At 62.9% G+C, this 22,421-nt stretch carries 21 protein-coding genes and 1 tRNA gene; 7 read left to right on the top strand and 15 right to left on the bottom strand.

Annotation, left to right across the window (positions count from 1 at the left end; translation table 11 throughout):
* Nucleotides 1–54 precede the first annotated feature (54 nt).
* Nucleotides 55–1,710 carry a hypothetical protein gene (locus tag O1Y97_RS16245; protein WP_318761691.1) on the bottom strand — a complete coding sequence of 552 codons (1,656 nt, stop codon included), beginning with the start codon at nucleotides 1,708–1,710 and terminating at the stop codon, nucleotides 55–57.
* A gap of 36 nt (nucleotides 1,711–1,746) precedes the next feature.
* Between O1Y97_RS16245 and O1Y97_RS16240 the strand changes: the two genes are divergently transcribed.
* A complete protein-coding gene (locus O1Y97_RS16240) occupies nucleotides 1,747–1,905 on the top strand; it encodes a hypothetical protein (protein WP_318761690.1) in 159 nt (52 codons plus the stop codon).
* 1 nt (nucleotide 1,906) lies between these two features.
* On the opposite strand, the gene O1Y97_RS16235 is transcribed toward O1Y97_RS16240, so the two are convergent.
* The 11 genes from O1Y97_RS16235 to O1Y97_RS16185 form a co-directional block, all read right to left on the bottom strand.
* On the bottom strand, nucleotides 1,907–2,536 hold the full coding sequence (locus O1Y97_RS16235; protein WP_318761689.1) for a hypothetical protein: 630 nt from the start codon (nucleotides 2,534–2,536) through the stop codon (nucleotides 1,907–1,909).
* A gap of 90 nt (nucleotides 2,537–2,626) precedes the next feature.
* A complete protein-coding gene (locus O1Y97_RS16230) occupies nucleotides 2,627–2,857 on the bottom strand; it encodes a hypothetical protein (protein ID WP_318761688.1) in 231 nt (76 codons plus the stop codon).
* A 106-nt stretch (nucleotides 2,858–2,963) separates the two neighbouring features.
* The gene (locus O1Y97_RS16225) at nucleotides 2,964–3,296 is read right to left on the bottom strand and encodes a hypothetical protein (protein WP_318761687.1); all 333 of its coding nucleotides are present in this window, start codon (nucleotides 3,294–3,296) and stop codon (nucleotides 2,964–2,966) included.
* Nucleotides 3,297–3,301: 5 nt separating this feature from the next.
* Nucleotides 3,302–4,117: an MBL fold metallo-hydrolase gene (locus tag O1Y97_RS16220; protein ID WP_318761686.1), complete on the bottom strand. Its 816-nt coding sequence runs from the start codon at nucleotides 4,115–4,117 to the stop codon at nucleotides 3,302–3,304.
* Nucleotides 4,117–4,899 carry a TatD family hydrolase gene (locus tag O1Y97_RS16215; protein ID WP_318761685.1) on the bottom strand — a complete coding sequence of 261 codons (783 nt, stop codon included), beginning with the start codon at nucleotides 4,897–4,899 and terminating at the stop codon, nucleotides 4,117–4,119. Before O1Y97_RS16215 ends, O1Y97_RS16220 begins: the two co-directional genes overlap by 1 nt.
* A gap of 12 nt (nucleotides 4,900–4,911) precedes the next feature.
* Entirely contained in the window at nucleotides 4,912–6,453 is a 1,542-nt protein-coding gene (metG, locus tag O1Y97_RS16210; protein ID WP_318761684.1) for a methionine--tRNA ligase, read from the bottom strand.
* A gap of 85 nt (nucleotides 6,454–6,538) precedes the next feature.
* Nucleotides 6,539–7,594, bottom strand: coding sequence for a DNA polymerase III subunit delta' (locus O1Y97_RS16205; protein ID WP_318764227.1), 1,056 nt, complete (start codon nucleotides 7,592–7,594; stop codon nucleotides 6,539–6,541).
* Nucleotides 7,591–8,262: a dTMP kinase gene (tmk, locus tag O1Y97_RS16200; protein WP_318761683.1), complete on the bottom strand. Its 672-nt coding sequence runs from the start codon at nucleotides 8,260–8,262 to the stop codon at nucleotides 7,591–7,593. Before tmk ends, O1Y97_RS16205 begins: the two co-directional genes overlap by 4 nt.
* Before the next feature lie 107 nt (nucleotides 8,263–8,369).
* Entirely contained in the window at nucleotides 8,370–9,503 is a 1,134-nt protein-coding gene (locus tag O1Y97_RS16195; RefSeq protein ID WP_318764226.1) for a D-alanyl-D-alanine carboxypeptidase family protein, read from the bottom strand.
* Nucleotides 9,504–9,657: 154 nt separating this feature from the next.
* Nucleotides 9,658–10,953, bottom strand: a complete 1,296-nt coding sequence (locus tag O1Y97_RS16190; RefSeq protein ID WP_318761682.1) for a septal ring lytic transglycosylase RlpA family protein — start codon at nucleotides 10,951–10,953, stop codon at nucleotides 9,658–9,660.
* 229 nt (nucleotides 10,954–11,182) lie between these two features.
* Entirely contained in the window at nucleotides 11,183–11,881 is a 699-nt protein-coding gene (locus O1Y97_RS16185) for a TetR/AcrR family transcriptional regulator (RefSeq protein WP_318761681.1), read from the bottom strand.
* 195 nt (nucleotides 11,882–12,076) lie between these two features.
* Here O1Y97_RS16185 and O1Y97_RS16180 point away from each other — a divergent pair, with 195 nt between their 5' ends.
* The gene (locus tag O1Y97_RS16180) at nucleotides 12,077–12,559 is read left to right on the top strand and encodes a RidA family protein (protein ID WP_318761680.1); all 483 of its coding nucleotides are present in this window, start codon (nucleotides 12,077–12,079) and stop codon (nucleotides 12,557–12,559) included.
* Between the two features lie 33 nt (nucleotides 12,560–12,592).
* On the opposite strand, the gene O1Y97_RS16175 is transcribed toward O1Y97_RS16180, so the two are convergent.
* Together O1Y97_RS16175 and O1Y97_RS16170 are read right to left on the bottom strand one after the other, a co-directional pair.
* Nucleotides 12,593–12,682, bottom strand: a tRNA-Ser gene (locus O1Y97_RS16175).
* 163 nt (nucleotides 12,683–12,845) lie between these two features.
* Complete coding sequence (locus O1Y97_RS16170; protein WP_404801187.1) at nucleotides 12,846–14,309, bottom strand: MFS transporter; 1,464 nt, start codon at nucleotides 14,307–14,309, stop codon at nucleotides 12,846–12,848.
* A gap of 128 nt (nucleotides 14,310–14,437) precedes the next feature.
* On the opposite strand from O1Y97_RS16170, the gene O1Y97_RS16165 reads away from it, so the two are divergent.
* The 4 genes from O1Y97_RS16165 to O1Y97_RS16150 all read left to right on the top strand — a co-directional run bounded on the left by O1Y97_RS16165 (nucleotide 14,438) and on the right by O1Y97_RS16150 (nucleotide 17,089).
* Nucleotides 14,438–15,349 (top strand): LysR family transcriptional regulator, encoded by a 912-nt coding sequence (locus O1Y97_RS16165; RefSeq protein ID WP_318761679.1) that lies wholly within the window; start codon nucleotides 14,438–14,440, stop codon nucleotides 15,347–15,349.
* Between the two features lie 49 nt (nucleotides 15,350–15,398).
* On the top strand, nucleotides 15,399–15,677 hold the full coding sequence (locus tag O1Y97_RS16160) for a DUF2218 domain-containing protein (protein ID WP_318761678.1): 279 nt from the start codon (nucleotides 15,399–15,401) through the stop codon (nucleotides 15,675–15,677).
* Nucleotides 15,678–15,789: 112 nt separating this feature from the next.
* Nucleotides 15,790–16,458: a DUF2161 domain-containing phosphodiesterase gene (locus O1Y97_RS16155; RefSeq protein ID WP_318761677.1), complete on the top strand. Its 669-nt coding sequence runs from the start codon at nucleotides 15,790–15,792 to the stop codon at nucleotides 16,456–16,458.
* 106 nt (nucleotides 16,459–16,564) lie between these two features.
* Entirely contained in the window at nucleotides 16,565–17,089 is a 525-nt protein-coding gene (locus O1Y97_RS16150) for a DUF6931 family protein (protein WP_318761676.1), read from the top strand.
* A 9-nt stretch (nucleotides 17,090–17,098) separates the two neighbouring features.
* On the opposite strand, the gene O1Y97_RS16145 is transcribed toward O1Y97_RS16150, so the two are convergent.
* The gene (locus O1Y97_RS16145; RefSeq protein ID WP_318761675.1) at nucleotides 17,099–19,135 is read right to left on the bottom strand and encodes a serine/threonine-protein kinase; all 2,037 of its coding nucleotides are present in this window, start codon (nucleotides 19,133–19,135) and stop codon (nucleotides 17,099–17,101) included.
* Between the two features lie 264 nt (nucleotides 19,136–19,399).
* Here O1Y97_RS16145 and O1Y97_RS16140 point away from each other — a divergent pair, with 264 nt between their 5' ends.
* A complete protein-coding gene (locus tag O1Y97_RS16140) occupies nucleotides 19,400–22,174 on the top strand; it encodes a caspase family protein (protein ID WP_318761674.1) in 2,775 nt (924 codons plus the stop codon).
* Nucleotides 22,175–22,421: the final 247 nt, after the last annotated feature.

The following is a 22,421-nucleotide window of genomic DNA, read 5'->3' as shown; positions in this document are numbered from 1 at the left end:
TGTTTGAAAGGCCCGCTAGTGACCAACGGCCACTAGCAGGGCAGGGGACGAGGGTTAGGCAGGCTTGGCGCGCGTCTGGTCGACTTCCGCCAGTACCTTCGCGTAGTCGTCGGATGCTTCGATGAGGCCCGCACCAAATTGCGTGTTGCCGTTGATCAACAGATCGCCCTGGATGACGACTTCTGCGATGTCCGACACAGTGTCGGCAAACGGCTTGGTATGGATCGTCGTCGCCAGATAGAACTCGGGTCCGAGCGTCGGATTAAGTGCCTCCGCCGCCCAGAAGCGCTGGCGATCCTCATCGAATGCCGCGTTCGCCACAGGACGGAAGAACTTGCCGCCAATATGCGGGATTTTGTTATTCCACCGCGCTCCCATCGGCTCGTAGCCGAAGCGCGCCGACGGTGCTGAGTGATCGAGATCGATCCGATCATTCGTGACGATATCGACCTTGTCCGGGTCCATAGAGTCACGCACGAAATCGGGCCGGTTCAGCTTATTGTTGTCGAGGTGCAGCCACGGGTTTTTCTGCCGTTCGAACAACTGCTCAGGCGTGATCTCCGCGATGATCATCAACACACCGCCCGTATTGAGAACGGGAACACGGATATTGAGATCAACGAAGGTTGCACCGTTAGCCACATGCTCGGTCAGGTTTGCGGCATCCGTCGCATAGCGCTTGGAGAAGCCGAAGATGGTCGAGGCTTCGCCCACCAGCATGGGTTCCTTGAGGTACTGGTCAGGAATATCGATGCCGTCCATCAACATGTTGACCAGCCATTCATCCGTATGGCCGGCGTACTGTTCACGCAGCCGAGCGAATGCCTGAGTCTTTTTGGCAAGCTCGATGTTGGCAAGAGAGACGGTAATACCGTTGCTCTGCAGTTCGGCGAAAACCGCCAGCGACCCGATGTTATTCGGGTCTTCCTTGAGCATGGGATTTTCGCCCGCCGCAGACTGACTGGTCCAGCGCTGACCGGCCGTTGCGACGGTTACTTCCGTACCGCCATCGCCGCGAACAACAGTGTTGCCAGCGGCAGACCAGCCAAAGCCGGATTTAAGGCCGATGCCCTTAACCGGCAGTTTCGCGTTGGCGACGGACAGGTTGACGATACCGTCTACCTTGGCGCTGTCATAGTCCGGCACGATGTGCGCGAACATTTCGTGGTTCCAGAAAGCAGGCGCCAAGTTCTGCTGAAGGCGCGTGCGCGCCGCCGACGCATAGAGCGCCTTGGAGCGGTTGCGCAGGCGGAAATTGAAGATTTCATTGTAGGCTTCCGTGAACATCGAGTTCACGGCGGAGCCGACCTTGGAGTGCATCCCGAGATAGACGAGAATGTCACTGAATTTATAGGCGGGTGCAGGAATGGTTTCGTAGAACGGAACAACCGCCTGTGTGGGGTAGGGCACCTGCCCCTCCCAAGAGCGGTTGAGGACATCGAGACTGCCATTGAAGCGCTCGAATGCCAGCATGGGCACGACATACGCCTTCACGTCTACGCGGACGGCGTTCATAAGCACGTCCGCCGTTTCCATGAGTTCGAACGAGCACCGCAGCGGGCCCTGCACGATACGGTCCATGCGATGCAGGCCGCAGGCGAAGATCGGCACAGCCTTGCCAGCGGGCAGGGAGGTGATACCGCGTGCGGTTTCGATACGGTTTGTCCTGGGGATTTCCACAGGGACAGTTGACGTTCTGTTACCGTTCATTTCCGGCTTCCTTTCTTGAAGCGATTAAGTATTTTGATGAGCTTCGCCCGCCGCCGCGCACACGCGCCGCAGGGCTTTTTGGAGGATTTGGAATTGGTCCGGTTCGTATTAAACCTCACCGCATTTTTCCTCATCGCCAGTATTTCATTAGGCATGATCGGTTGCGTTGCAGCCGCATTTCACGCCTACAAGTAATTCACCACCTGCCATCCATAGCATCACGGATGCCTATATTTGCCGGTGGACGAGGACGGTTCGCATAATCCCGGATGTACTTATCTACATCTGGACGATACTTCCGGAAGTTATGATAAATCGTACCGGTGAGGTTAACAGCGGTCGCAGGAATTGTGCCGAGGTCGCCCAAGAAGCTTTCCCAAGCGTCACCGCTTTTCAACCAGCCCGGAATTTCAACCCCCGATCCAGTCGGGAAGGGATTGATGATCTCGTCCTGTTTCGGCAGAGCCGGAACTTCCGGGCCGAACGGCTGGCCCGGTTTCGGCAGCGCCAAAGGCGAGCCGGATTGCACAACGCGCGCACCGGTTGACACCGGAACACCGCCGATGGACGCCCGCAAGCGGGTCGCAGTATCGGCCTGAATGTTGGCAAGCGTGGCTTGCTTGATCTGATGTTCAAGCTTCGCCGTTTGATCGCGCATCGGATCGATAGACGCGATAGCGTTGCCAATCCCGCCAATCGCTTCCGCGATGAACTGGCCGGAGGCAAGGGCAGGGGAATGCGTGGTGGTAAACCCCGCACCCCCACCAGCGCGGAGAGCGGTAAGGGGATTAAACCCACCCGCTTCCGCATTCTTCCGCATCTTCACATAGTCGATTTCGGAGGTGGTGGACTGCTTTTTCGAGCCGAACAGACCGCCGAGCAGCGCTCCGCCAGCGCTGATTAATTCTCCGATGAACTAGTCAGCCTCCCGACGCGGGAGGTCTTTCAACAGCCTGGACACGTCATAGTGACGGCCCATAGAGGCTGTTAGGAGATCGATGCCGACGAGAAGCGCGGCAACAATGGCGTTCATCAGTTGGGCGGTCAGATCACTATCGAGACCACGCGCGATCATGTAGGCCGCCAGCATCGTTCCGAGCCGCTCAACGAGCGGTCGCATGATGCTATGCAGGAGCATGTTTTTCATTTCGCTTCCTTTCGTTAACGAAAGCAAAACGAACAAAAGCGATGATTTCCCTAGAATATTATTCTAGGTGTTCCCTCTTTGTGCTTTTTTAGTCGCATAAGAGATATTATGGAACAAGCAGATGCGGCGCGGTCAGGAGGTACCACAAATACGAGCATACCCAGATGGTGCCCCACAGAACCGAAGGAAGCACGAGGAAGACGATCCAGAAGACTGTATCGAGGCTCCTATCTGCCGTGCTCAAGCGTAGTGAGCGCGCAAGACTGAGAGCGCACTGGTACGCAACCGCCAGCAGCGGCAGCAACGCCAACATCAGCCATCCGGCGACGAATGCCGCGTCGGGTTGGTTCCAGACATGGTCGAAGGTAAGAACCAGAAGAAATGGGATGGCGACGAAAATACCGCTCACGACTCTCTTCTGATCGACCTTATCTGTCATTGATATCACATTGAAATATATGGCACTTCTATCGTCATGCCGTCATAGGCCGGTTCGACATGCGCCGGCGTGGCCGACATTACCGCCGCGTAGTCCAGCGGCACGTGCATGTGGGTCAGCACCGCGCGCCTGGGCTTCAGCCGCTCGATCCAGTCGAGCGCCTCCGACAGCGAAAGATGGCTGACATGCGGCTTGTGCTGCAGCGCGTCGACCACCAGGACATCAAGTCCCTTCATCAGCGCCGCAGTTGCATCCGGGAAGTCGCTGACATCCGAGCAATAGGCGACTGGCCCGACGCGGAAACCGAGCGAAACGATGTCGCCATGGGTCTGCGGCAGCGGCAAAAAGGAGAGGGGACCCCCCTCTCCCACTATGGCGAACGGCTTGTCGTGCTCGATCACGGTTGGCCGCACGATCGGCGGATACGAGCTTCCTGGCGGCGTTTCGATGCAGTAGCCGAAGGCCAGTTTCAGCCGCTCGAGCGTAAAATCGTCGGCAAAAATGTCGACCAGGCTGCGGCGTTCGAGCACATAGCCCCGGAGATCGTCGATACCGTGGATATGGTCGGCATGCGGATGCGTGTAGACCACGGCGTCGATGTGGCTGACGCCGGCGGCCAGCATCTGGGTGCGGAAATCCGGCCCCGTATCGATGATCACCCGCGTCGTGCCGGAAGCCGAAATGCGCTCGACCATCGCGGCCGCGCGTGTGCGCCGATTCCTCGGATTGGTGGGATCGCAGGCGCCCCAGTCGCCGGTGATGCGCGGCGTGCCTGGCGACGAGCCGCAGCCCAAAATGGTGAGGCGCAGCGTATCCGGCATCAGGCCGGCCTTGGCATCTTGGTGAACAGCCTGAAGAAGTTGGTCGTCGTGATCTCGGCCATCTCGTCAGTGCTTACGCCAATGGTCTCGGCGAGCACGGCGGCCGTGTTGGCGACGTAGGCCGGCTCGTTGCGCTTGCCGCGATGCGGGATCGGCGCAAGGTACGGCGCGTCCGTTTCGACCAGGAGCCGTTCACGCGGTACGTCCTTGGCGATGTCGCGCAGCTCGCCGGAATTCTTGAAGGTCACGATGCCCGAGAACGAGACGTAGCCGCCAAGCTCGACACCCACGCGTGCAAGCTCCGCGCCTGAGGAAAAGCAGTGCAGGATGAAGGGGAACGCGCCCTTCCCCGTTTCTTCCCTGAGGATCGCCGCCATGTCCTCGTCGGCGCTGCGGGCGTGGATGACCAGCGGCAATCCGGTCTCGCGCGCAGCCGCGATATGGACCCGTAGACCCTGTGCCTGTGCGTCGCGGGGCGACTTGTCGTAGTGATAATCGAGACCCGCCTCGCCGATGGCCACTACTTTCGGATGTACCGACAGCCTGACGAGATCGGCCGCTGTCACGTCGAGTTCCTCATCGGCATTGTGCGGATGGGTCCCCACCGAGCAATAGACATCGTCGTATTCCTCAGCAATCGCAAGCACTTGCTCGAAACGCTTCACGCGTGTCGAGATGGTGACCATGCGCTCGACGCCGGCCGCCTTGGCGCGCGCGATGATATCCGCGCGCTCCTCGGCGAAATCAGGAAAGTCGAGATGGCAGTGACTGTCGACCAGCATTTTTCGACAGCCTCAGTTTTCCGTTGCCTGCTCGACATAGCGCGGAAATACCGGCTGGGGGGCCGGCAAAGGCGCGCCCGAGACCAGCGCATGCGCGGCATCGACGTGAACAAAATCCCGGTCGGTCACGGCAAGCAGGTCGAGCAGCTTCGATGCCGACCCGGGAATGAAGGGCTGGCACATGATGCCGACGCGGCGGATCACCTCGGCCGTCGTCCACAGCACCGTTTCCATGCGCGCCGGATCGGTCTTCTTCAGCGCCCAGGGCTCCTGTGCCGCAAAGTAGCGGTTCGCTTCCGCGACCACGGCGAAGATCGCCGCAAGCGCGTGGTGGATCCCCTGCTCCGCCATTGCCTTGCGTGCCGTGGCCAGTGCTGCGGTTGCCTGGTCGAGGATGGCATTGTCGGCGTCTGCCAGTTCGCCGCGCTGTGGCACCACGCCATTGCAGTTCTTGGCGATCATCGACAGCGAGCGCTGCGCCAGATTGCCGAGGTCGTTGGCAAGATCGGCATTGGTGCGGTTGACGATCGCCTCATGGCTGTAGCTGCCATCCTGGCCGAACGGCACTTCGCGCAGCAGGAAATAGCGCACCTGGTCGAGGCCGTAGTGCTCGACCATCGTGAACGGGTCTACGACGTTGCCGAGCGACTTTGACATCTTCTCGCCGCGGTTGAACAGGAAGCCGTGGCCGAACACGCGCTTGGGCAATTCGATGCCGGCAGACATCAGGAACGCCGGCCAGTACACGGCATGGAAACGCACGATGTCCTTGCCGATGATGTGCACGGCAGGCCAGTAGGCCCACTTCTCGGCGTTGGTGTCGGGATAGCCAAGGGCGGTGATATAGTTGGTCAGCGCATCGACCCAGACATACATCACGTGCTTGTCGTCGCCCGGCACCGGCACGCCCCAGTCGAAGGTCGTGCGCGAGATCGACAGGTCCTTCAGGCCCGAGCGGACGAAGCTCGCAACCTCGTTGCGGCGCTCGTTGGGGCCGATGAAGTCGGGCTGGTTGTCGTAGAGCGCCAGCAGCTTGTCCTGATAGGCCGACAGCCGGAAAAAGTAGCTCTCTTCCTCGACCCATTCGACCGGCGTGCCCTGCGGGCCGTAGCGGATGTTGTCTGGACGGACCTCGGTCTCTTCCTCGCCGTAATAGGCTTCGTCGCGCACCGAATACCAGCCGGCATAGCTGCTCTTGTAGATGTCGCCGCGGTCGGCCATCGCCTTCCAGATCGCTTGCGAGGCGGCATAGTGGCGCTCTTCGGTGGTGCGGATAAAATCATCGTTCGACGCATTCAGAAGAGTCGCCATCTTCTTGAATTCATTCGAATTACGATCTGCCAACTCGCGCGCCGAGATGCCTTCCCGGTTGGCCGTCTGCAGCATCTTGATGCCGTGCTCGTCGGTGCCGGTAAGGAAGAACACGTCCTTGCCATCATGGCGCTGGAAGCGGGCAAGTGCGTCGGTGGCAATCAGCTCATAGGCATGGCCGATATGCGGCTTGCCGTTGGGATAGGAGATCGCGGTCGTGATGTAGAATTTTTCGCGGGACATGGATGGCCGTCATGAATGTCGAATGAAAGGGTCGCGGTGAGATAACGCATCGGCATGGCGATTGCCATCCCGGCTCGGACGAGCGTCACATTCGCATCGCGGCATTCAAGCGGTCGATCATGGCCAGGACGTGCTGCTTCTTGTCGAGGTTGTAGGTTTCAGTCTCGGATATCGCGTTTTGCGCATCGTGCCAAGCATCGGACAAAAGGTTGGCCCGGGAAAGGTCGGAGGCGCGCGCGGCCTGCGACGCCGTGTCGGACAGAAGGTCCAGCGCCCGGCGATTGAACATCTCGAACTGGATGGCGCTGTCGCGGCCGGCCACGGCATCGGCCAGCCGGTGGGCGGCAGCGATGTCGTTGCGCCCCGACTGCACGATCTTGTCCAGTGCTTCGGCAATCTCCAGCCCGCCATACTGGGCGAGCAAGATGGCAGCGCGGGCACTGCCCCCTGCCCGCAAGAACAACGCTGCGCGCGCTTCCGGCTCGTCAGGTGCCGGCTGGTCGGTAGCGGCAAGCGCCGAGAGCAGGCTTTGGTCATCCAGTGGCGTCAACCGAATGGTCTGGCAGCGCGAACGGATGGTTGGCAACAGGCTGCCTGGCGCATGCACGATCAGGATGAACAGCGTGCGTGCCGGCGGCTCTTCAAGATTCTTCAGCAACGCATTGGCAGCATTGGTGTTCATGTCGTCGGCCGGATCGACGATGACGACCCGGTAGGCGCCGTCATGCGAGGTCATCGACAGGAAGCGCGACACCTTGCGGATCTCGTCGACGGTGACGACCGACTTGAAACCCTTGGTCTTGTCGTTCTGTGGCCGCGTCAGGTGCAGCACCGCGGGATGCGCCCCGGTTGCCACCTGCCGGAACGATCCCGACCGCGGATCGGGATCGGCCAGCGTTTCCGGCGCGCTCCGGTAGTCGGGGTGTTGCAGCAGATGATGGGCAAGGTGAAAGGCAAGCGTCGCCTTGCCGATGCCGACGGGGCCGGCGAGGATCAGCGCGTGCGGCAGCTTGCCGGAGCGGTAGGCTGCGGTCAGCATCGCGATCGCCTGCTCGTGCCCGAACAGATGCGGATTCTCCGCCGGCTCCGGAATGCCGTCTAGCGTGTCGTGCTGCTCGGGGGCGATGCGCTCGAACATCAGGCGTCCGCCCTCGCCCGGCTGCCTGCCGATGCACGCGCCTCGAGCGCTGCAAACACCGCATCGGTGATCGCGTGTTCGACCTCTTCTTGGTCCTCCGCGGCATCGATCACCACGCAGCGGTCCGGTTCGTTCTCGGCGATCGCCAGATAGGCGTTGCGCCGGCGCTGGTGGATGTCGACCGTCTCCTTCTCGAAGCGGTCGGCGACATCCTGGCCGCGCCGTGCGGTGGCCCGCCGCAGTCCTTCCACCGGGTCGAGGTCGAGGATGAGCGTCATGTCAGGCATCATGCCGTTGATCGCAACGCGCTCGACGGCCGTCATGAAGTCGGGATCGAGGTTGCCGGTCACGCCCTGGTAGACCCGCGAGGAATCGAGAAAGCGGTCGCAAAGCACGATGGCGCCGCGCTCGACCGCCGGACGGATCACCTGCTCGACATGGTCGGAACGGGCTGCTGCAAACAGCAACGCCTCCATCTCCGGCCCGAAGGGCTCGGCTGCACCCGACAGCAGCACGTGTCGCACCGCCTCCGCACCTGGCGAGCCACCGGGCTCCCGCGTGACGATGATGTCGTAGCGCTTGTCGCGCAGCTTGGTGGCCAGGCGTTCGATCTGCGTCGACTTGCCCGCGCCCTCGCCGCCTTCGAATGTGATGAAGAAGCCGCGCGCCACTCCAAAGCCTTTCTGTTCGCCGTATCGCAAGTTCAACCGAACGAACGGCCTCACGGCATATGTAGGTGTCGAAGCTCTAGCGTCGAGAGTGGCAAAGGTCCACCCGACTATCGCAGCCAGCCGATGGCAAGTTCCTTGACCGCGTCCAGGGCGCGGCTCTGCAGCGAGCCGACCTCGACGGATTCGGCGGCATAGAGCGGCGTCTCCTGGCTCAGCGTGTCGCCGATCCAGACCTTGAGCGCGCCGATGGGCGTCCCCTGCGCCACCGGTGCCGCGACGGGGCCGTTGTAGACGATGCGGGCGACAAGCCGCTCGCGATTGGTGATCGGCAGGAACAGCGAGATCGGCTTCTGCGCCACCAGCTTCACATGCGATTTCACGCCACCGAACACCTGGGCTTCGCCGACGGTTTCGTTGGCCGCGAAGATCTCGCTTTTCTCGAAGGCGCGCATGCCCCAATCAAGCAGCTTGCGTGCTTCCTCCGAGCGCTCGCGGTCGCTGGCGAGCCCGCCAAGGGCCGCAAACAGCCGCCGCCCCTCTCGGTTGACCGAGCCTACGATGGCGAACCCCTCGCCTTCGGTGAAGCCGGCGGCCAAGCCGTCGGCGCCGATGTCCATCGCGATCAGCGGGTTGCGGTTGCGCTGCAGGATCTTGTTCCAGGTGAATTCCGGCAGGCTGTAGTAACGGTAGTATTCCGGATAGGTGCGCCAGATGTGCAGGCCGAGTTGCGCCAACTCGCGCACGCTGGTGGTCTGGCCCGGCATCGGCAGGCCGGTCGAATTGACGAATGTCGATTTCGCCAAGCCGATCTCGCGGGCACGCTCCGTCATTTGCAGGGCGAAATTGGCCTCTGAGCCAGCCATGCCTTCAGCCAGGATGATGCAGCCGTCATTGGCGAGCTGCACCGTCACGCCCTGGATCAGGTCCTCGACGCGGATCTGCGACCTGACGGCGGCAAACATGGTCGAGGCCCGCGATGCCGCACCGCCGGTTCGCCAGGCGTTCTCGCTGACGGCAAATGTGTCGTCGAGCTTGTAGCGGCCGGTCTTGAGGGCGCTGAACACCACCTCCATCGTCATCAGCTTGGCCAGCGAGGCCGGCGCCATCGGCTTGTCCGGCTCTTTCGAGAACAGAACCGTGCCGGTTTCGGCATCGATCATGTAGGCCTGCGCGGCCTTGGTCTCGAACAGTTGCGCCTGGGCCTGACCGATGAAGGCAAGCGCCGCAAGAAGGCCGATCATCAAGGTGAGCGGCGCGGATAGTCTGAAGGTCATGAAAGATACTGCCCCGTTCGGCCCCGTATTCCGGTCGAGCGCCTTGAACCTATCAGTCTTCAATCGATGGGATCAACCGTGGCCGGGCAGATAGCCACAGGTCCTCGCACCGAAGATCCGGTCAATCGTGGACGGCGAAGGCGTCGGGCGCACCATGCGACCAGGCCGCCTTGAGCGCTGCGTCGAGCGATGTCTTGCCATCCGGATAGAGGTCGACCGAATACCAGGTCTTGCCTTCGAAATCGGATTGTTCGACCAAGGTGCGACCATAGGCCGACAGCGCCTTGGCAACGCGCCGTGCTTCCTCGCCGTTTTCGAAAGTGCCGGCGGCAACGTAGGTTTCCAAGTCCTGTTCGGCACGTGGACCAGGATTGAGGCGCTTCCAGGAATCGACGATGTCGCTTGAGGACATGGCCTTGCCTTCGAGTGCGTCGAAGGCTTTTGCCGCACCGCCGACGCGCTCGCTGGCATAACCCATGGTGGCGATTGCCATGCGGGTCTGCGGAACCGGCATCGTCGCATCGGGACGCTCGGGAGCGATCGGCCCGAAATCGGGAAGCACCACTTCGATGATGCCCTGCCCCTGTGCCGTCATGACCGGCTGGTCGAATTGTGCCGCTTGCGCAGCCAGCGTGTTGCCAGACGCACTGGCAAGGGTCACCGCGGGTGCTGCATCCGTCATGGCGCCAGGGAAGGCAGTCGCCTGCCCCACGGCCGCGCTTGGCGTCGGGCCGTTCATGGCAATCATCACGCCGGTCGGCAGGCCGTCATTGATCGGATCGCCCATGCCTTTGCCCGGACGGTAGGAGGCGAGCAGATACTGGTCGTCCTGTCCGTCGAGCGGTGCCCGGCCGACATACTCGACCTTCACATTGGCCGTGCCGCTGTGGGCGTAATCGAGCATCTCTGCCGCACGCTTGGAAAGGTCGATGACGCGGCCATTGGAATACGGGCCCCGGTCGTTGACGCGCACGATCACCGAACTGCCGTTCTTGGAATTGGTGACACGGGCATAGCTCGGCAGTGGCATAGTCGGATGCGCCGCCGTCAGATTCGTCATGTCATAGACTTCGCCATTGGCGGTCAGCCGGCCGTGGAACGCGTCGCCATACCAGGAGGCGGCACCAACGGCGGCGTAGTCCTTGTCTTCCTTGGGATAATACCACTTGCCCCGCACCTTGTAGGGCTTGCCGGTCTGGTCGCGGCCGCCGCCGCGCTGCAGCCCCGACAATTTGGTCGTGACGCGTGGGCTCGCTTTGACGCCATACTCGGATTCGGCGAAATATTCCTTCGAACGCTTCTTGCTGGCCACGGACTTGGGCTGCTGCGATGCGCAGCCGGCAATGAAGACAGCGGTCGCCGCGAGAATGCTGATCGCGGTTGCGCGACCAAGACGCGTGCGCGTCGAATTCTGCATTTTACTCAGGTCCCCTGCCAGTACCAAGCGAGCGCCGCTCGTCGAATCGCAACACCGCTGCGCTAAAAATGTAAAAACAGTTCGCGCACGTTATCCCCGTCCACTTGTGCGCAGGTAATTCTTGCCAGCGTATTAATCGACTGTGGTTCGAAACGGGCGAGATTGCGGCATTATTGTGGCGAGCCTGTTGGCTTGAGGGGCACCGTCTCGTCGGAGAGATGAAGAATGTTCATTGTCTCGCGGCGAAGCCGTCAAGCATGAAGTCGAGGCCTTTGCTGAAGGCGCCATCCCAATCACTGTCCAACAGCAGACGGGAACGTTCGATTGTCGGGTAGCTTTCGCTGAGGCGTGTAAGGCGCTGCTGCGCGACGGCCCTGTCGTCATCCGAGAGCTCGAAGCTCGCCCGGGTGACGGTGGCGCCCATCACATAGTTCCAGAGCGACCATATCGCGACGTTCAAATCTGCATCCGCTACGCCGGCTCGGGACAAGATCTTGCTCAGCAGTTCCAGGCGACCAAGGATGTTCGGGCCGAGCGCCCGGCGCGGCAACAGCGATGCCGACCAGGGATGGCGCAGCATGCTGGCGCGCCAGTCTTCGAGCATGTGGACGACTTCGCCGCGCCATTTTCGAGGCTCTCCGGTTTGCGGCGGTCCGCGATACTCGAGCACCGAGTCGAGCGCCAGATCGAAGACCTTCTCTTTGTTGTCGACGTGCCAATACAGGCTCATCGCGCCCGAGCCGAGGCGATCAGCCAGCCGACGCATCGACAATCCGCCGATTCCTTCCGCGTCCAGCAGTTCTACAGCGGTGGCCACGATCCGTTCTCTGGAGAGGGGCGGTTCTCTGTGTGGCTCCTGCGCGGGCTGGAGTCCCGCGCTTGGCCGTTGAGACCGTTTGCTCTGGGCGCCGCTACGCTTGGCTGCCATTCGTGTTCCTCACTGTCGGAACCGCAATTTTGGCAGGCGACGTCAGGAATGTCGATCCTGAGCGGTTGACTCGTACGTCGTACCACATGATGAATCGCGCAGTGTACGAGTCATCCCATGGCGATGGCGAAAGTTCGATCATGCCGGCCGCGTGGGTCCGTTGCCCGCAGCCAGCAGAGCCAAGAGACAAGAACCATGTCACGAGCAATCAAGCATCTGCTTATCGGAGGCCTAATCATCATGCCCGTAGGAGTTCCCACCGCCACGACAGCGAATGAGTTCAAGCTGTCCATCGTCAATCCAAGAAATCTCTACGACCCGTCGCCAAACGGCTACAGCGCGGCGGTGATCGTGCCGGGCGGAGCCAAGATGGCTTACATCTCAGGACAGGGCGGCCAGGACAGCACGGGAGCCTTGTCGCCCGACTTCGCTGTCCAGGTGAAGCAGGCCTACGCGAATTTGCGCAGTGCCCTCGATGCCCTCGGTGCCAGGCCGGATCAGGTTGCCAAGCTCACGGTGTTCGTGGTCGATCATGACATGTCCAAGCTCGAGGTGCTGACCAGGAACGTCAAGGAAATGTTCGGCGAGACACTGCCGGCGCAGACCCTGGTCCCCGTCCCCAAGCTTGCCATCGACCCCATGCTCTTCGAGGTCGAAGCCATCGTCATGTTGGAATAGCGATATGGTCGCTCACTAGCGTCGCAAACGTAGTGGCGGAGGGAGTGGGATTCGAACCCACGGTGAACTCGCGCCCACGCCGGTTTTCAAGACCGGTGCCTTAAACCGCTCGGCCATCCCTCCAAGGGATTGGGAAGTTTACGCCACCAGTGCGCCATCTCGGTCGAGAGGAGACACTGGCGGATCTTGCCCAAGCACCTTTGTGGCGCGCTTGTAGCGCTCGTGCCATCGCCGCGTCAACGTGTTCGATGCAAGTTATCAGCGCGCAAACGGCATCGCCCGAAGGTTACTCGGGGGACGCCTTGCCTGCGTTCAATTCGGGTCCCGACACCCGGCGATAGGCCGCAATCGCAATGGCCAGCGAGACGACAATCAAGCCAGCCGCTGCGGCGAACGTCGCCTGCATGCCCGTCGCCACGGCGTCCGGACCTGCCGCAGCGATGTCCGCCTTCGAGGCGAACGCGAACACCGCACCCATCACGGATGCACCAGTGATCAGCCCGACATTGCGTGCAAGGTTGAGCATCCCTGACAGAACGCCCCGCTCGCCAGGCTTGACGTTCGTCATGACGGATGTGGTGTTTGCCGCCTGAAACAACTGGTAGCCCGGTGTCAGCACCGCAATGGCGAAAATGTAGCCGGCGATTCCGTAGATCGCAGGTAGCAAAGCCAGCGCCATGGCGCCCGCCGCCATCGCAACCAGCCCGACCATGGCGATTTGCGCCGCTCCGAAACGATCGACGATGCGGCCGGCGGGCACGCCGCTCAATATGGAAATGACTGGCCCGATAGACATGACGATGCCGACTGTAGCCGCATCAAACCCTAACCCGCGGGAGAGGTAGAACGGCCCTACGATGAGTGTCGCCATCATCACGGTTGCGACCAGCGCGTTCATCGTCAGGCTTGGACCCAGCACCGGATCGCGGAGCCGCTGCAAATGGATCAATGGCGATGCTGTCCTGGCCTCGACCAGGACGAACAGCCCTCCCCCAAAAGCCGCAGCCACGAGCAGGAGAATGTTGAGGTGCCCGAAATTGCCGCGCCCGATCGTCATTGCCAGCGCGTAGGCTCCGAGGGTGGCGGCAAGCAGCAATGTCCCCGTCACGTCGAAGCCCTGACGGGCGGGCCCCGCACTTGTGGTGCCAACAGGCAGGTAGCGAAGCGCGAGCCAGAAGGCCAGCAAACCCAGCGGCATATTGACGAGGAAGATCGACTGCCAGCCGAACATGGCGATCAACAAGCCGCCGAGCGATGGGCCGAGAGCGGTGCCGGCCGCCGACATCGTCCCGAGCAGGCCCATGGCACTGCCGATCCTTGTCTGCGGCACCGTCTCGCCGACGATGGCCATCGTGAGGGCCAGCATGACGGCTGCTCCGGCACCCTGCACTGCCCGTCCGGCCACCAGAAGCCAAAGTGTCGGCGCGGCGGCGCACAAGCCCGATGCCAGCGTGAAAAGCATGATACCGGCCAGCAGCAGCCGTCGGCGACCTGTGATGTCACCGAGCCGTCCCACGCTCACCACCAGGGTGGTGATGGCCAGAAGATAGGCCAGGACGACCCATTGTACCTCCTGGAAGGAGGCGTTGAACGACTGTTCCAATGCAGGCAGGCCCACATTGGCGATGCTGGTGCCAAGCGAAGACAGTAGCATCGACAGCGCAAGGCTGGCGAGTGCCCATCGAGCCGACGATCCGGGGCCGGTCCTTCCGACCACTGACTCATCCTGTTCTATAGCGTGGTTGTTCAACACGACCTCCGTTTCCCCGCTCCCGGAATGGAGCCTGGAGAGACGTAGTCCTTGTTATGGCATAGCGGAACGCGCACCGATTGCACTTCATTCGTGCGTTTGGCGCCATGTCATTATAAGGTCGAGACATGTCGACGCCCGATCTCAACCTTCTCGTCACCCTCGATGTGTTGCTTGCGGAAGGCAGCGTTGCCCGCGCCGCCCGGCGGCTGCGGCTCAGTCCATCGGCGATGAGCCGGGCGCTGGCACGGCTGCGCGACACCACCGGCGACCCGCTGTTGGTGCGGGCCGGGCGTGGGCTGGTCCCCACGCCCCGGGCCGTTGAGCTTCGCGAGCAGGTCGGTCGCCTGGTGCAGGAGGCTGAGGCAGTGTTGCGTCCCGCCGACAAACTCGATCCCAGGAAGCTGGAGCGAACCTTCACGCTGCGCACCAGTGATGGCTTCGTCGAAAACTTCGGGCCGGGCCTCCTTTCTCTGCTCGGCCGTGACGCGCCCGGTGTGCGGCTGCGTTTCATCCACAAGCCGGACAAGAACAGCGAGCCCCTTCGCGACGGAAGCGTCGATCTGGAAACCGGCGTCGTCGAAGAAACGACAAGTCCGGAAGTGCGGGTTCAGGCGCTGTTCCAGGACCGCTTTATCGGTGTCGTGCGCATGGATCATCCGCTGGCACAGGGCGAAGTCACAGCTGCGCGATACGCTGCGGGACGGCACGTCTACGTTTCGCGCCAAGGCCGCGACACCGGGCTCATCGACGAGGTCCTAGGGGTGGCCGGGCTGCGCCGCGAGATCGTCACGATCGTCAGCGGGTTTTCGGCGGCACTGACCCTGGCGCGCTCCACCGAGCTGATCGCCAGCGTTCCCGAGCGACACACGGGCAATCTCCGGGCGGGAATGCACAGTTTTGCCCTTCCCGTCGCCGTTCCCGAGGTCACCGTTTCCATGCTATGGCACCCGCGGCTCGATGCCGACCCGGCACATCGCTGGCTGCGCGAACGGGTTCGTGAACTCTGCGTGGGTGCCTTTTCCAAGCGAATCGGGTGACTAATTGCGCATGTTGGCGCACAAGGCCGCGATCACTCCGAGGACAATCATGCCGAAATCAACCGCAGTCGTCGCAACGGAACATGCAAGCCGCTACCTGCAGCAGCTGTGCAAGCACTGGAGCCACAAGTTCGCCGTCGAGTTCTCGCCCACCACGGGGCGCATAGACCTGGGCGAAGGACGGGTGGTCGGACTTTCGGCCGACGACACGTCGCTGACGGTCGAAGTGGAAGCCGCGAACCTGCCTCAACTCGAACAGGTCGTCGTCGACCATATCGTACGCTTCGCCTTCCGTGAGGAACTGAAGTTCGACTGGCGCCCCAGCTGAGCGCAGGCCTGAGGTGATGCCGCAATTCCGACCTACAGGAGCCGACCGTCAACCTGGCACTCGCCAGAATCCGGTCCGCTCGCCCGCACCCGGCAGCCTGGGACGCAGCTGAATGCTCGAGACGGCTCTTTACATCCCGGTCAAGCGTTTCCTCGAAAACCTGGGCTTCGAGGTCAAGGGCGAGATCGGCGGCTGCGACCTGCTGGCCTTGAGCGCCGACGCGCCGCCGATCGTGGTGGTGTGCGAACTCAAGCTGCAATTCAATCTCGAACTGGTCCTGCAGGGCGTCGACCGGGCTGCGGCGGCGGACGAGGTCTGGCTTGCGGCGCGCATGTCGCCGCGTGGCAAGGGCCGCGAAGGCGACAAGCGCTTTCGCAATCTGTGCCGGCGGCTGGGCTTTGGACTGCTTGGCATCTTCGAAGACGAGCGTGTCGAGGTGCTGCTCAGCCCCGACGCGCCTGCCCCGCGCAGGGACCCCAAGCGCCGCTCCCGGCTGGTAGCAGAGCACAAGCGACGGCAGGGCGACCCGGTGGCAGGTGGTGGCTCGCGCGCGCCGATCATGACCGCCTACCGCCAGGACGCGCTGAAATGCGCGGTGGCGCTTGCCGATGGCGCCAGGCGGCCGCGCGATCTCGCGCCGACGGTATCGCGGGCTGCCAACATCCTGCTCGACAACGTCTACGGCTGGTTCGTCCGGGTCGAGCGCGGCGTCTACGACCTCACCGATGCCGGGCGCGAGGCGCTGCAGCGCTGGCCCCAGGCTCCCTTGTCGGGCGACTGAAACCTGCCACGGCCTGGTCGAAGCAATGTTTTGTCGCGGTGGTCGAGCACGGCGCAAAAGCCTGTTATTGTCTCAGCCAGGATGGATGGCGGGAAAGGTCCCGGCGATGGCCGAGGAGCTCCGGTTCAGGACAGCGCGAGACCTGTTCGAGGCATATCCCGACGCCGCGCGGGACATGCTGGCGTTGGCCACCGACGAGCCGCCAGCCGATTTCTGCCGGGCGCTGCTTGGCGGAAGGACGCCCGAGGAAGCAATCACCTTCTGCGCCTGGCTGCTGCCCATGCCGGCCGCGATCTGGTGGGCGCACGAATGCCTCGACAATCTGGGTGAGCTTTTCGACGAGCCGGACCGCCGCCTTCTGGCGCAGGTCGGCGACTGGGTCGGCGCCGGCGGCAACGGCCCGCCGCTGTTGGATGTGATGGCGACGCCGGACCAGCGCACGCCCGCCGTCTGGATCGCGCTCGCGACAGGCAGGTCGGTCGAGCTGCCGGCGGCACGCGCCGTCAATGCTGGCATTCTGGCCGGGCTGGCACGGGTGGCACTGGAAGACCGCCACGACGTGCTGGCCGCTTTTGTCGAAATGGGGCTCCAACTCGCCGGAAACGAGGCATTGCAGCGTTCCGACGCTTGAACCCTGCCCTCAGCGGTCGAACAGGAAATAGCCGAAGGCGACGCCGGCCCCGTTGGGCTGCGTTTCGATCTCCGACCGTATCTTCGGGAACAGGTCGGACGCCAGTTCGGGGTCGCTGATGTCGGCAGCCTTGATGCCGCCGTCGCTGGCCAGTGCGACGATCAGGTGCGGTTCCGGCGCCGACGCCTCCTGGTCGTTGAGCGGAAACAGCTTCATGCTGAACGTGGCTTCGCCTGCCCCCGACTTCTTGAGCAGGCTGGCAAAATTGTAGACCACGCCGTCCTTGCCGATCAGCAGCAGGTTGACGTTGCGGCTGCCGGTCCCGCTCAGCGTGCCCTGGAGCGAGTCGCCCACCTTGAGATTGTCCTTGTTCAGCACCAGCTTAGGCCCGCTCGCCTCGCCCGGCGGCAGCGCCTTCAGGAAGTCGGCGACAGGGCATTGGTCGCGTTCGATCATGCGCGGATTGACGGCCGGTTTGGCGCCGAAGACCGACGAAAAATCGCGCGCCAGCTTGTCGAATGGCGCCTTCGAGGTCGCCAGCCCATCGACCTGGGGGCTCGGCGCAGACGGGTTGGCCACCGAAGCATAGAAGCAGGAGCCGCCATCGAACGACTTGAACCACTCCGCCGCGCTGACCGCAGCCTTGGGCGGCTCTACGGCGATCGGCTTGATTGGCTCCGCCGGCTTCGGCTTGGCGATTTCGGTGGGCGCTGGCGCCTTCGCCACGGTCTCCGTTGCAGGCGGGGCTTTTGCCACTGGCTCCGGTAGCGGTTCGGGTTTTGCCGGTGTCAGCTTGCCGCCAGCCGTCTGGTCGCTGGGGGCGGGTGTCGTTCCGCCCGGCAGCAGGCCATCCACAAGCCCGGAATAATAGACCCCGCCTCCGGCCGCCGCTGCCGCAACCAGCAACAAGATGCCGATCAGGGCGCCACGTCCCGATTTCGGCTTCTCCGCGGCAGGTGGAGCCTTCGTCGCCGGCTTCTGCTGACGGTCCGGTACAGGCCTGCCCGCTGCCCCGGCGTTGCGCCAGGGTGCGTCGCGCGGCAAAAGCGACTCGGGCGGCGGTGGTCTCTGCCCGCTGGCCGGCGACCCCGGCGGGCGCCAGGTACGTTCGGCGGGTTTTCCCTGATCGAGCTGGCCGGCGATGCCAGGATGGGTGCCCGAGCTTGCAGTCACCCCGCTCGTCTCGCGCAGCCATTCGACGATCGCTGCGGCACTTTCGGGGCGATCCCTGGGGTCAGGCTGGAGCATGGCGTTGAGCAGCGGTAGCAATTCCGGGTCGATGCCGGAAAGGTCGGGTACGCTTCGCCGCTTTTCGATCACCTCGACCGGCGACCCGCCCATGTCGAGCTGCTTGCCGCGCAAGGCCGCGGCCAGCACCAGCCCGAGGCTGTAGAGATCGGATTGCTCGGTGACGTCGCCGCCGAAGAGGCCCAGTTGCTCGGGCGAGACAAAGCTGTATTTGCCGGCAAAGCTGCCGCCGAGCAGGGTGCCGCCACCGACATTGGCGGAGCGGGCAATGCCGAAATCGATGATCTTGGTCTTTTCGACCCGGCCGCCCGGCAGCACGATGTTGTCGGGCGAGAGGTCGCGGTGGATGACGCCGGCCTCATGCGCCACCGAAAGGCCCGACGCCACGCGGGCCAGCATCTTGCGCGCCTGCTGCGCGTCGAGCGGGCCGCTGCGGATACGCTCGCCCAGCGACTGGCCGTCGACGAACTCCATGGCCAGATACGGCCTGCCGATCGTCGGATCGATCGTGAAGACGTGGTAGCGCACGATGGCGTCGTTGGAGAGATGGTTGAGGATCGAGGCTTCCTTGCGGAACAGCGCCAGGATGCCCTGGTCGCGGGCAAATTCGCGCAGCACGACCTTGATCGCCACCGGATCGCCGGTCTGGATGTTGTGGCCGCGATAGACCTCGCCCATGCCGCCGGTGGCGATGTGCTCGTCGATCTCGTAGATGCCGTTGAGTTGGACGCCCTTGTGCACGCCGGTATCGGGCGCGATGCGTGTCTTGTCCTCCGGGCTCGCGTCGTCCGGAGTCATGACCTGGTTCCATCCCTGCGTGAGCGCCTGCCGGCCATTGCTTCACACCTGCGGTGCTGGATCTTGCCGCGACAATAACACGGATTTTCACGATGGGCTCTTGCTCAAGCCCTGCTCCGGCGAAGACCGACGAATAGCCTTTTTGATCAGCGTTGACACCGATGCCTGCGAGGAGGATGCTTGCCTTTCTAAGACTGCAAGCCTTGCCAAGCCTGTAAATGCTGCAATCCTAAAGGGAGGCAGTCAATGGTATGCGAGGGCTGCTTGCCTGCTCGCAATTCTGGCATTGCCGCGCGATTGGCTGGCGCGATGGTCGCTTGCGGCCTCGTTCTGCTGCTGGCCCTCGGTTCCGTACTGGCTGCCGACGGTGTCTCGGGCCGCCGCGCAGCACTGGTCATCGGCAATACGGCCTATGAGCATCTGGCAAAACTTCCGAACGCGACAAACGATGCCGACCGCATCCGCGACGTGCTGGAGCGCGCCAATTTCGAAGTCACGCTCGGCAAGGATCTCGACAAGAAGGGCCTGGAGGAAACCATCCTCGGCTTCCTCAGGACGCTCAACGACGGCGACGTCGCGCTGTTCTACTACAGCGGCCATGCCGTGCAGGTCGGCGGCCACAACTTCATGCTGCCGGTCGATGCCACCCTGGCGACCTCCTACGATCTCGAGGTCCAGGCCTACAACATGTCGAGCCTTCTAGAATACATGCGCGAGACCTCGTCGCTGCAGATCGCGATCCTCGACGCCTGCCGCGACAATCCCTTCGCCAACAATTCCTATTATGTCGGCCAGGCCAAGGTCGCCGTCGAGGGCAAGAAGGGGCTTGCCTCGGTCGCGCCCCAGGACGGCACGCTGATCGTCTATTCGACGGCTCCCGACCGTGTGGCGCTCGACGGCAATGACGGCCTCAGCCCGTTCACCGGCACTTTCGCCGAATACGCGCTCAAGCCCAATGTCGAGGTCAGGAAGCTGCTCAGCGACATCCGCGCCGAGGTCATCAAGCGCACCGACGGGCGCCAGACGCCGTGGGACGCTTCGAGCCTCACCTCATCCTTCTTCTTCGTAACCCGGCAGAACCTCTTGATTATCGAGGATATGCGCGAGGTTCGCGTACCTCCTGCTCCCAAGGAGGTCGCCCTGCGCATCTCGCCGCCGATCACCAGCGGCAATGCCGAGCTGACGATCAGCTTCACCAAGCTGCCCGACCAGGGCACGCTCTGGCTCGGCGACCAGCAGCTCAGTCTCGACAGCAAGATTTCAGCCGACCGCATCGAGGAGGTCATGCTCAAGCCGGCCTCCGCCGAGATGACCGGGGACGAAGTGCGCTATACCGTCACCACCGACAGTGGCCGCAGCGCCAGCGGCATCGTCCGCGTCGTCGTCGATGCCCAGGCGGTCGCCGAGGCACCCGTCAAGCCGGCCCTGGCCATCCAGCCGGGCGAAGAGCCGAAGCCGGCGCAGCCCGAACAGGCAAAGCCGATCCTCGTCGCCATGGCCTCCGACATCGGCACCGGCTTCGCCGCCATGCCCGAAGAGGTCGTGCGCTCCAGCGCCCCGACCGGCTGGCTCCGCCTGGAGAAGCGCGATCCCGAGACCCAGGTGGCGGTCGACGGGCAGATCGTTTCCGAAGGCGACCTGATCAAGGCCGAGGACATCACCAAGCTGCGCATACGCCCGTCCCTGAAGGTGGTGAGTGCGTCCGAGAGCGAAGCGCCGGTGGCCGAGACAGTCGCCATGGCGCCCCAGACGAACACCGGCAAGGCCGACACCAGCACCGACACCATGGAGGTCAAGCCGATACCACTGCCCGCCGACAAGGCGCCAGCCAAGCCATCGGTGCGCACAGTCGTGCTGATGCCTGCGGTCAAGACGGTTGCGCCGGCGCCGATCACCATCAATGTCGCCGTCTCGGTCAACGAATGCGACACCCTCGCCGCCGAACCGCTCGACGTGCAGGCCGTGGCCGACGGCAAGCTGCCCAACGACATCGACGTGCCCAAGGCACTGGCCGCCTGCAAGGCAGCCGTCGACCAGCATCCCGAGGTGGCGCGGTTCAAGTATCAATATGCCCGCGCGCTCTATGCCAATGGCGATTTCGGTTCAGCTTTGACAGAACTCAACGCAGCCAACGACGCCGGGCATGTGCGTGCGGCAGAACTGCTCGGGCGCATGTATCAACTGGGCGCGGCCGTCGAGCGCAATCCAGTACGTGCGATCCCGCTTTTCGAAACTGGAGCGCAAAGAGGTGATCCTTATTCGCAATACTCGCTCGGCCGGGCACTGGTGACAGGGCGTGGAGCTAAAGCCGACGTCGAGCGTGGCATGTCACTGCTGGCTAGCGCCGCGGAGTCCGGCCACACCTATGCGATGAACCAGCTTGGATGGGAGTATCATGTTGGCGAGCATGTGAAGAAAGACGACGCTCGGGCTCTGAGCTTCTTCACGGAATCGTCCGGACGTGACGACATTTACGGGATGGTAAACCTCGGGATCCTCTATCGCGATGGCGCCGGGGTCCCGCAAGACACGGCGCGGGCGACCGAGTTGTTCGAAAAAGCGCGTGCGAATGGCCACCCATATGCTGGCAGGCTTCTTGGCCGGATGGCGGTGAAGAACAATAGCGCAGATGCATCCACTCTCGCTGCTTGGTATCGGGAAAGCGCGGACCGTGGCGATGGTTGGGGTGCTCTGTTTGCAGCCGAGCTGCTTAGGGACAACCCGACGTTGCAGAAAGACGACGGCGAGATGGTTCGCCTCTTTGCACTCGCCGCTTCCTATGACGCCCCTGACGCCGCGGCTGAAGCCAAGGCGGGACTGAGCAAGATCGGCAATCGTGAAGTCGGCAAGCAGGTGCAATTGGCGCTCGGTCGCATGGGACAGGATATCGGAGATGTCGACGGTGTGCTCGGCGCACGCAGTCGGGAAGCAGCCGCCACCGTCCTTGGGGGCGACGCACCTCGCGAACCACGAGAACTCCTCGTCGAACTCCTTCGCAAGGAGTGGCTCGACTCCAGACCGCGCCTTGACATGCTGTGACGACAACAGGGAGACCCGACATGCGATCGCATACCATCAGTCTTCTTATGGCGACCGTGCTTCTGCCCTTGAGCGGCTGCGGTTCATTGATGAAAGTTGAAGAACCGGTTGCAGTTCAACCCGTGCAGGTCAAGAAAGCGGCGCCCGTAAGGAAGGCCGCGGTCGCAGCCCCAGTCCAACCAAGAGTTGTCCAAGTCCAGCCAAAAGTTGTCAAGAAACCTATCACCCCCGCTGCGAGTGAGCGTAG

It is taken from the genome of Aminobacter niigataensis (genome assembly GCF_946995915.1).
GTDB lineage: Bacteria > Pseudomonadota > Alphaproteobacteria > Rhizobiales > Rhizobiaceae > Aminobacter > Aminobacter niigataensis.
This window is presented reverse-complemented; position numbering and strand designations above follow the sequence as displayed.

Coding starts and splice junctions, on each gene's coding strand:
- O1Y97_RS16245 (WP_318761691.1), bottom strand. CDS start 1,710: ATGAACGGTAACAGAACGTCAACTGTCCCTGTGGAAATCCCCAGGACA.
- O1Y97_RS16240 (WP_318761690.1), top strand. CDS start 1,747: ATGAGCTTCGCCCGCCGCCGCGCACACGCGCCGCAGGGCTTTTTGGAG.
- O1Y97_RS16230 (WP_318761688.1), bottom strand. CDS start 2,857: ATGAAAAACATGCTCCTGCATAGCATCATGCGACCGCTCGTTGAGCGG.
- O1Y97_RS16225 (WP_318761687.1), bottom strand. CDS start 3,296: ATGACAGATAAGGTCGATCAGAAGAGAGTCGTGAGCGGTATTTTCGTC.
- O1Y97_RS16220 (WP_318761686.1), bottom strand. CDS start 4,117: ATGCCGGATACGCTGCGCCTCACCATTTTGGGCTGCGGCTCGTCGCCA.
- O1Y97_RS16215 (WP_318761685.1), bottom strand. CDS start 4,899: ATGCTGGTCGACAGTCACTGCCATCTCGACTTTCCTGATTTCGCCGAG.
- metG (WP_318761684.1), bottom strand. CDS start 6,453: ATGTCCCGCGAAAAATTCTACATCACGACCGCGATCTCCTATCCCAAC.
- O1Y97_RS16195 (WP_318764226.1), bottom strand. CDS start 9,503: ATGATCGGCCTTCTTGCGGCGCTTGCCTTCATCGGTCAGGCCCAGGCG.
- O1Y97_RS16190 (WP_318761682.1), bottom strand. CDS start 10,953: ATGCAGAATTCGACGCGCACGCGTCTTGGTCGCGCAACCGCGATCAGC.
- O1Y97_RS16185 (WP_318761681.1), bottom strand. CDS start 11,881: ATGGCAGCCAAGCGTAGCGGCGCCCAGAGCAAACGGTCTCAACGGCCA.
- O1Y97_RS16180 (WP_318761680.1), top strand. CDS start 12,077: ATGTCACGAGCAATCAAGCATCTGCTTATCGGAGGCCTAATCATCATG.
- O1Y97_RS16165 (WP_318761679.1), top strand. CDS start 14,438: ATGTCGACGCCCGATCTCAACCTTCTCGTCACCCTCGATGTGTTGCTT.
- O1Y97_RS16160 (WP_318761678.1), top strand. CDS start 15,399: ATGCCGAAATCAACCGCAGTCGTCGCAACGGAACATGCAAGCCGCTAC.
- O1Y97_RS16155 (WP_318761677.1), top strand. CDS start 15,790: ATGCTCGAGACGGCTCTTTACATCCCGGTCAAGCGTTTCCTCGAAAAC.
- O1Y97_RS16150 (WP_318761676.1), top strand. CDS start 16,565: ATGGCCGAGGAGCTCCGGTTCAGGACAGCGCGAGACCTGTTCGAGGCA.
- O1Y97_RS16145 (WP_318761675.1), bottom strand. CDS start 19,135: ATGACTCCGGACGACGCGAGCCCGGAGGACAAGACACGCATCGCGCCC.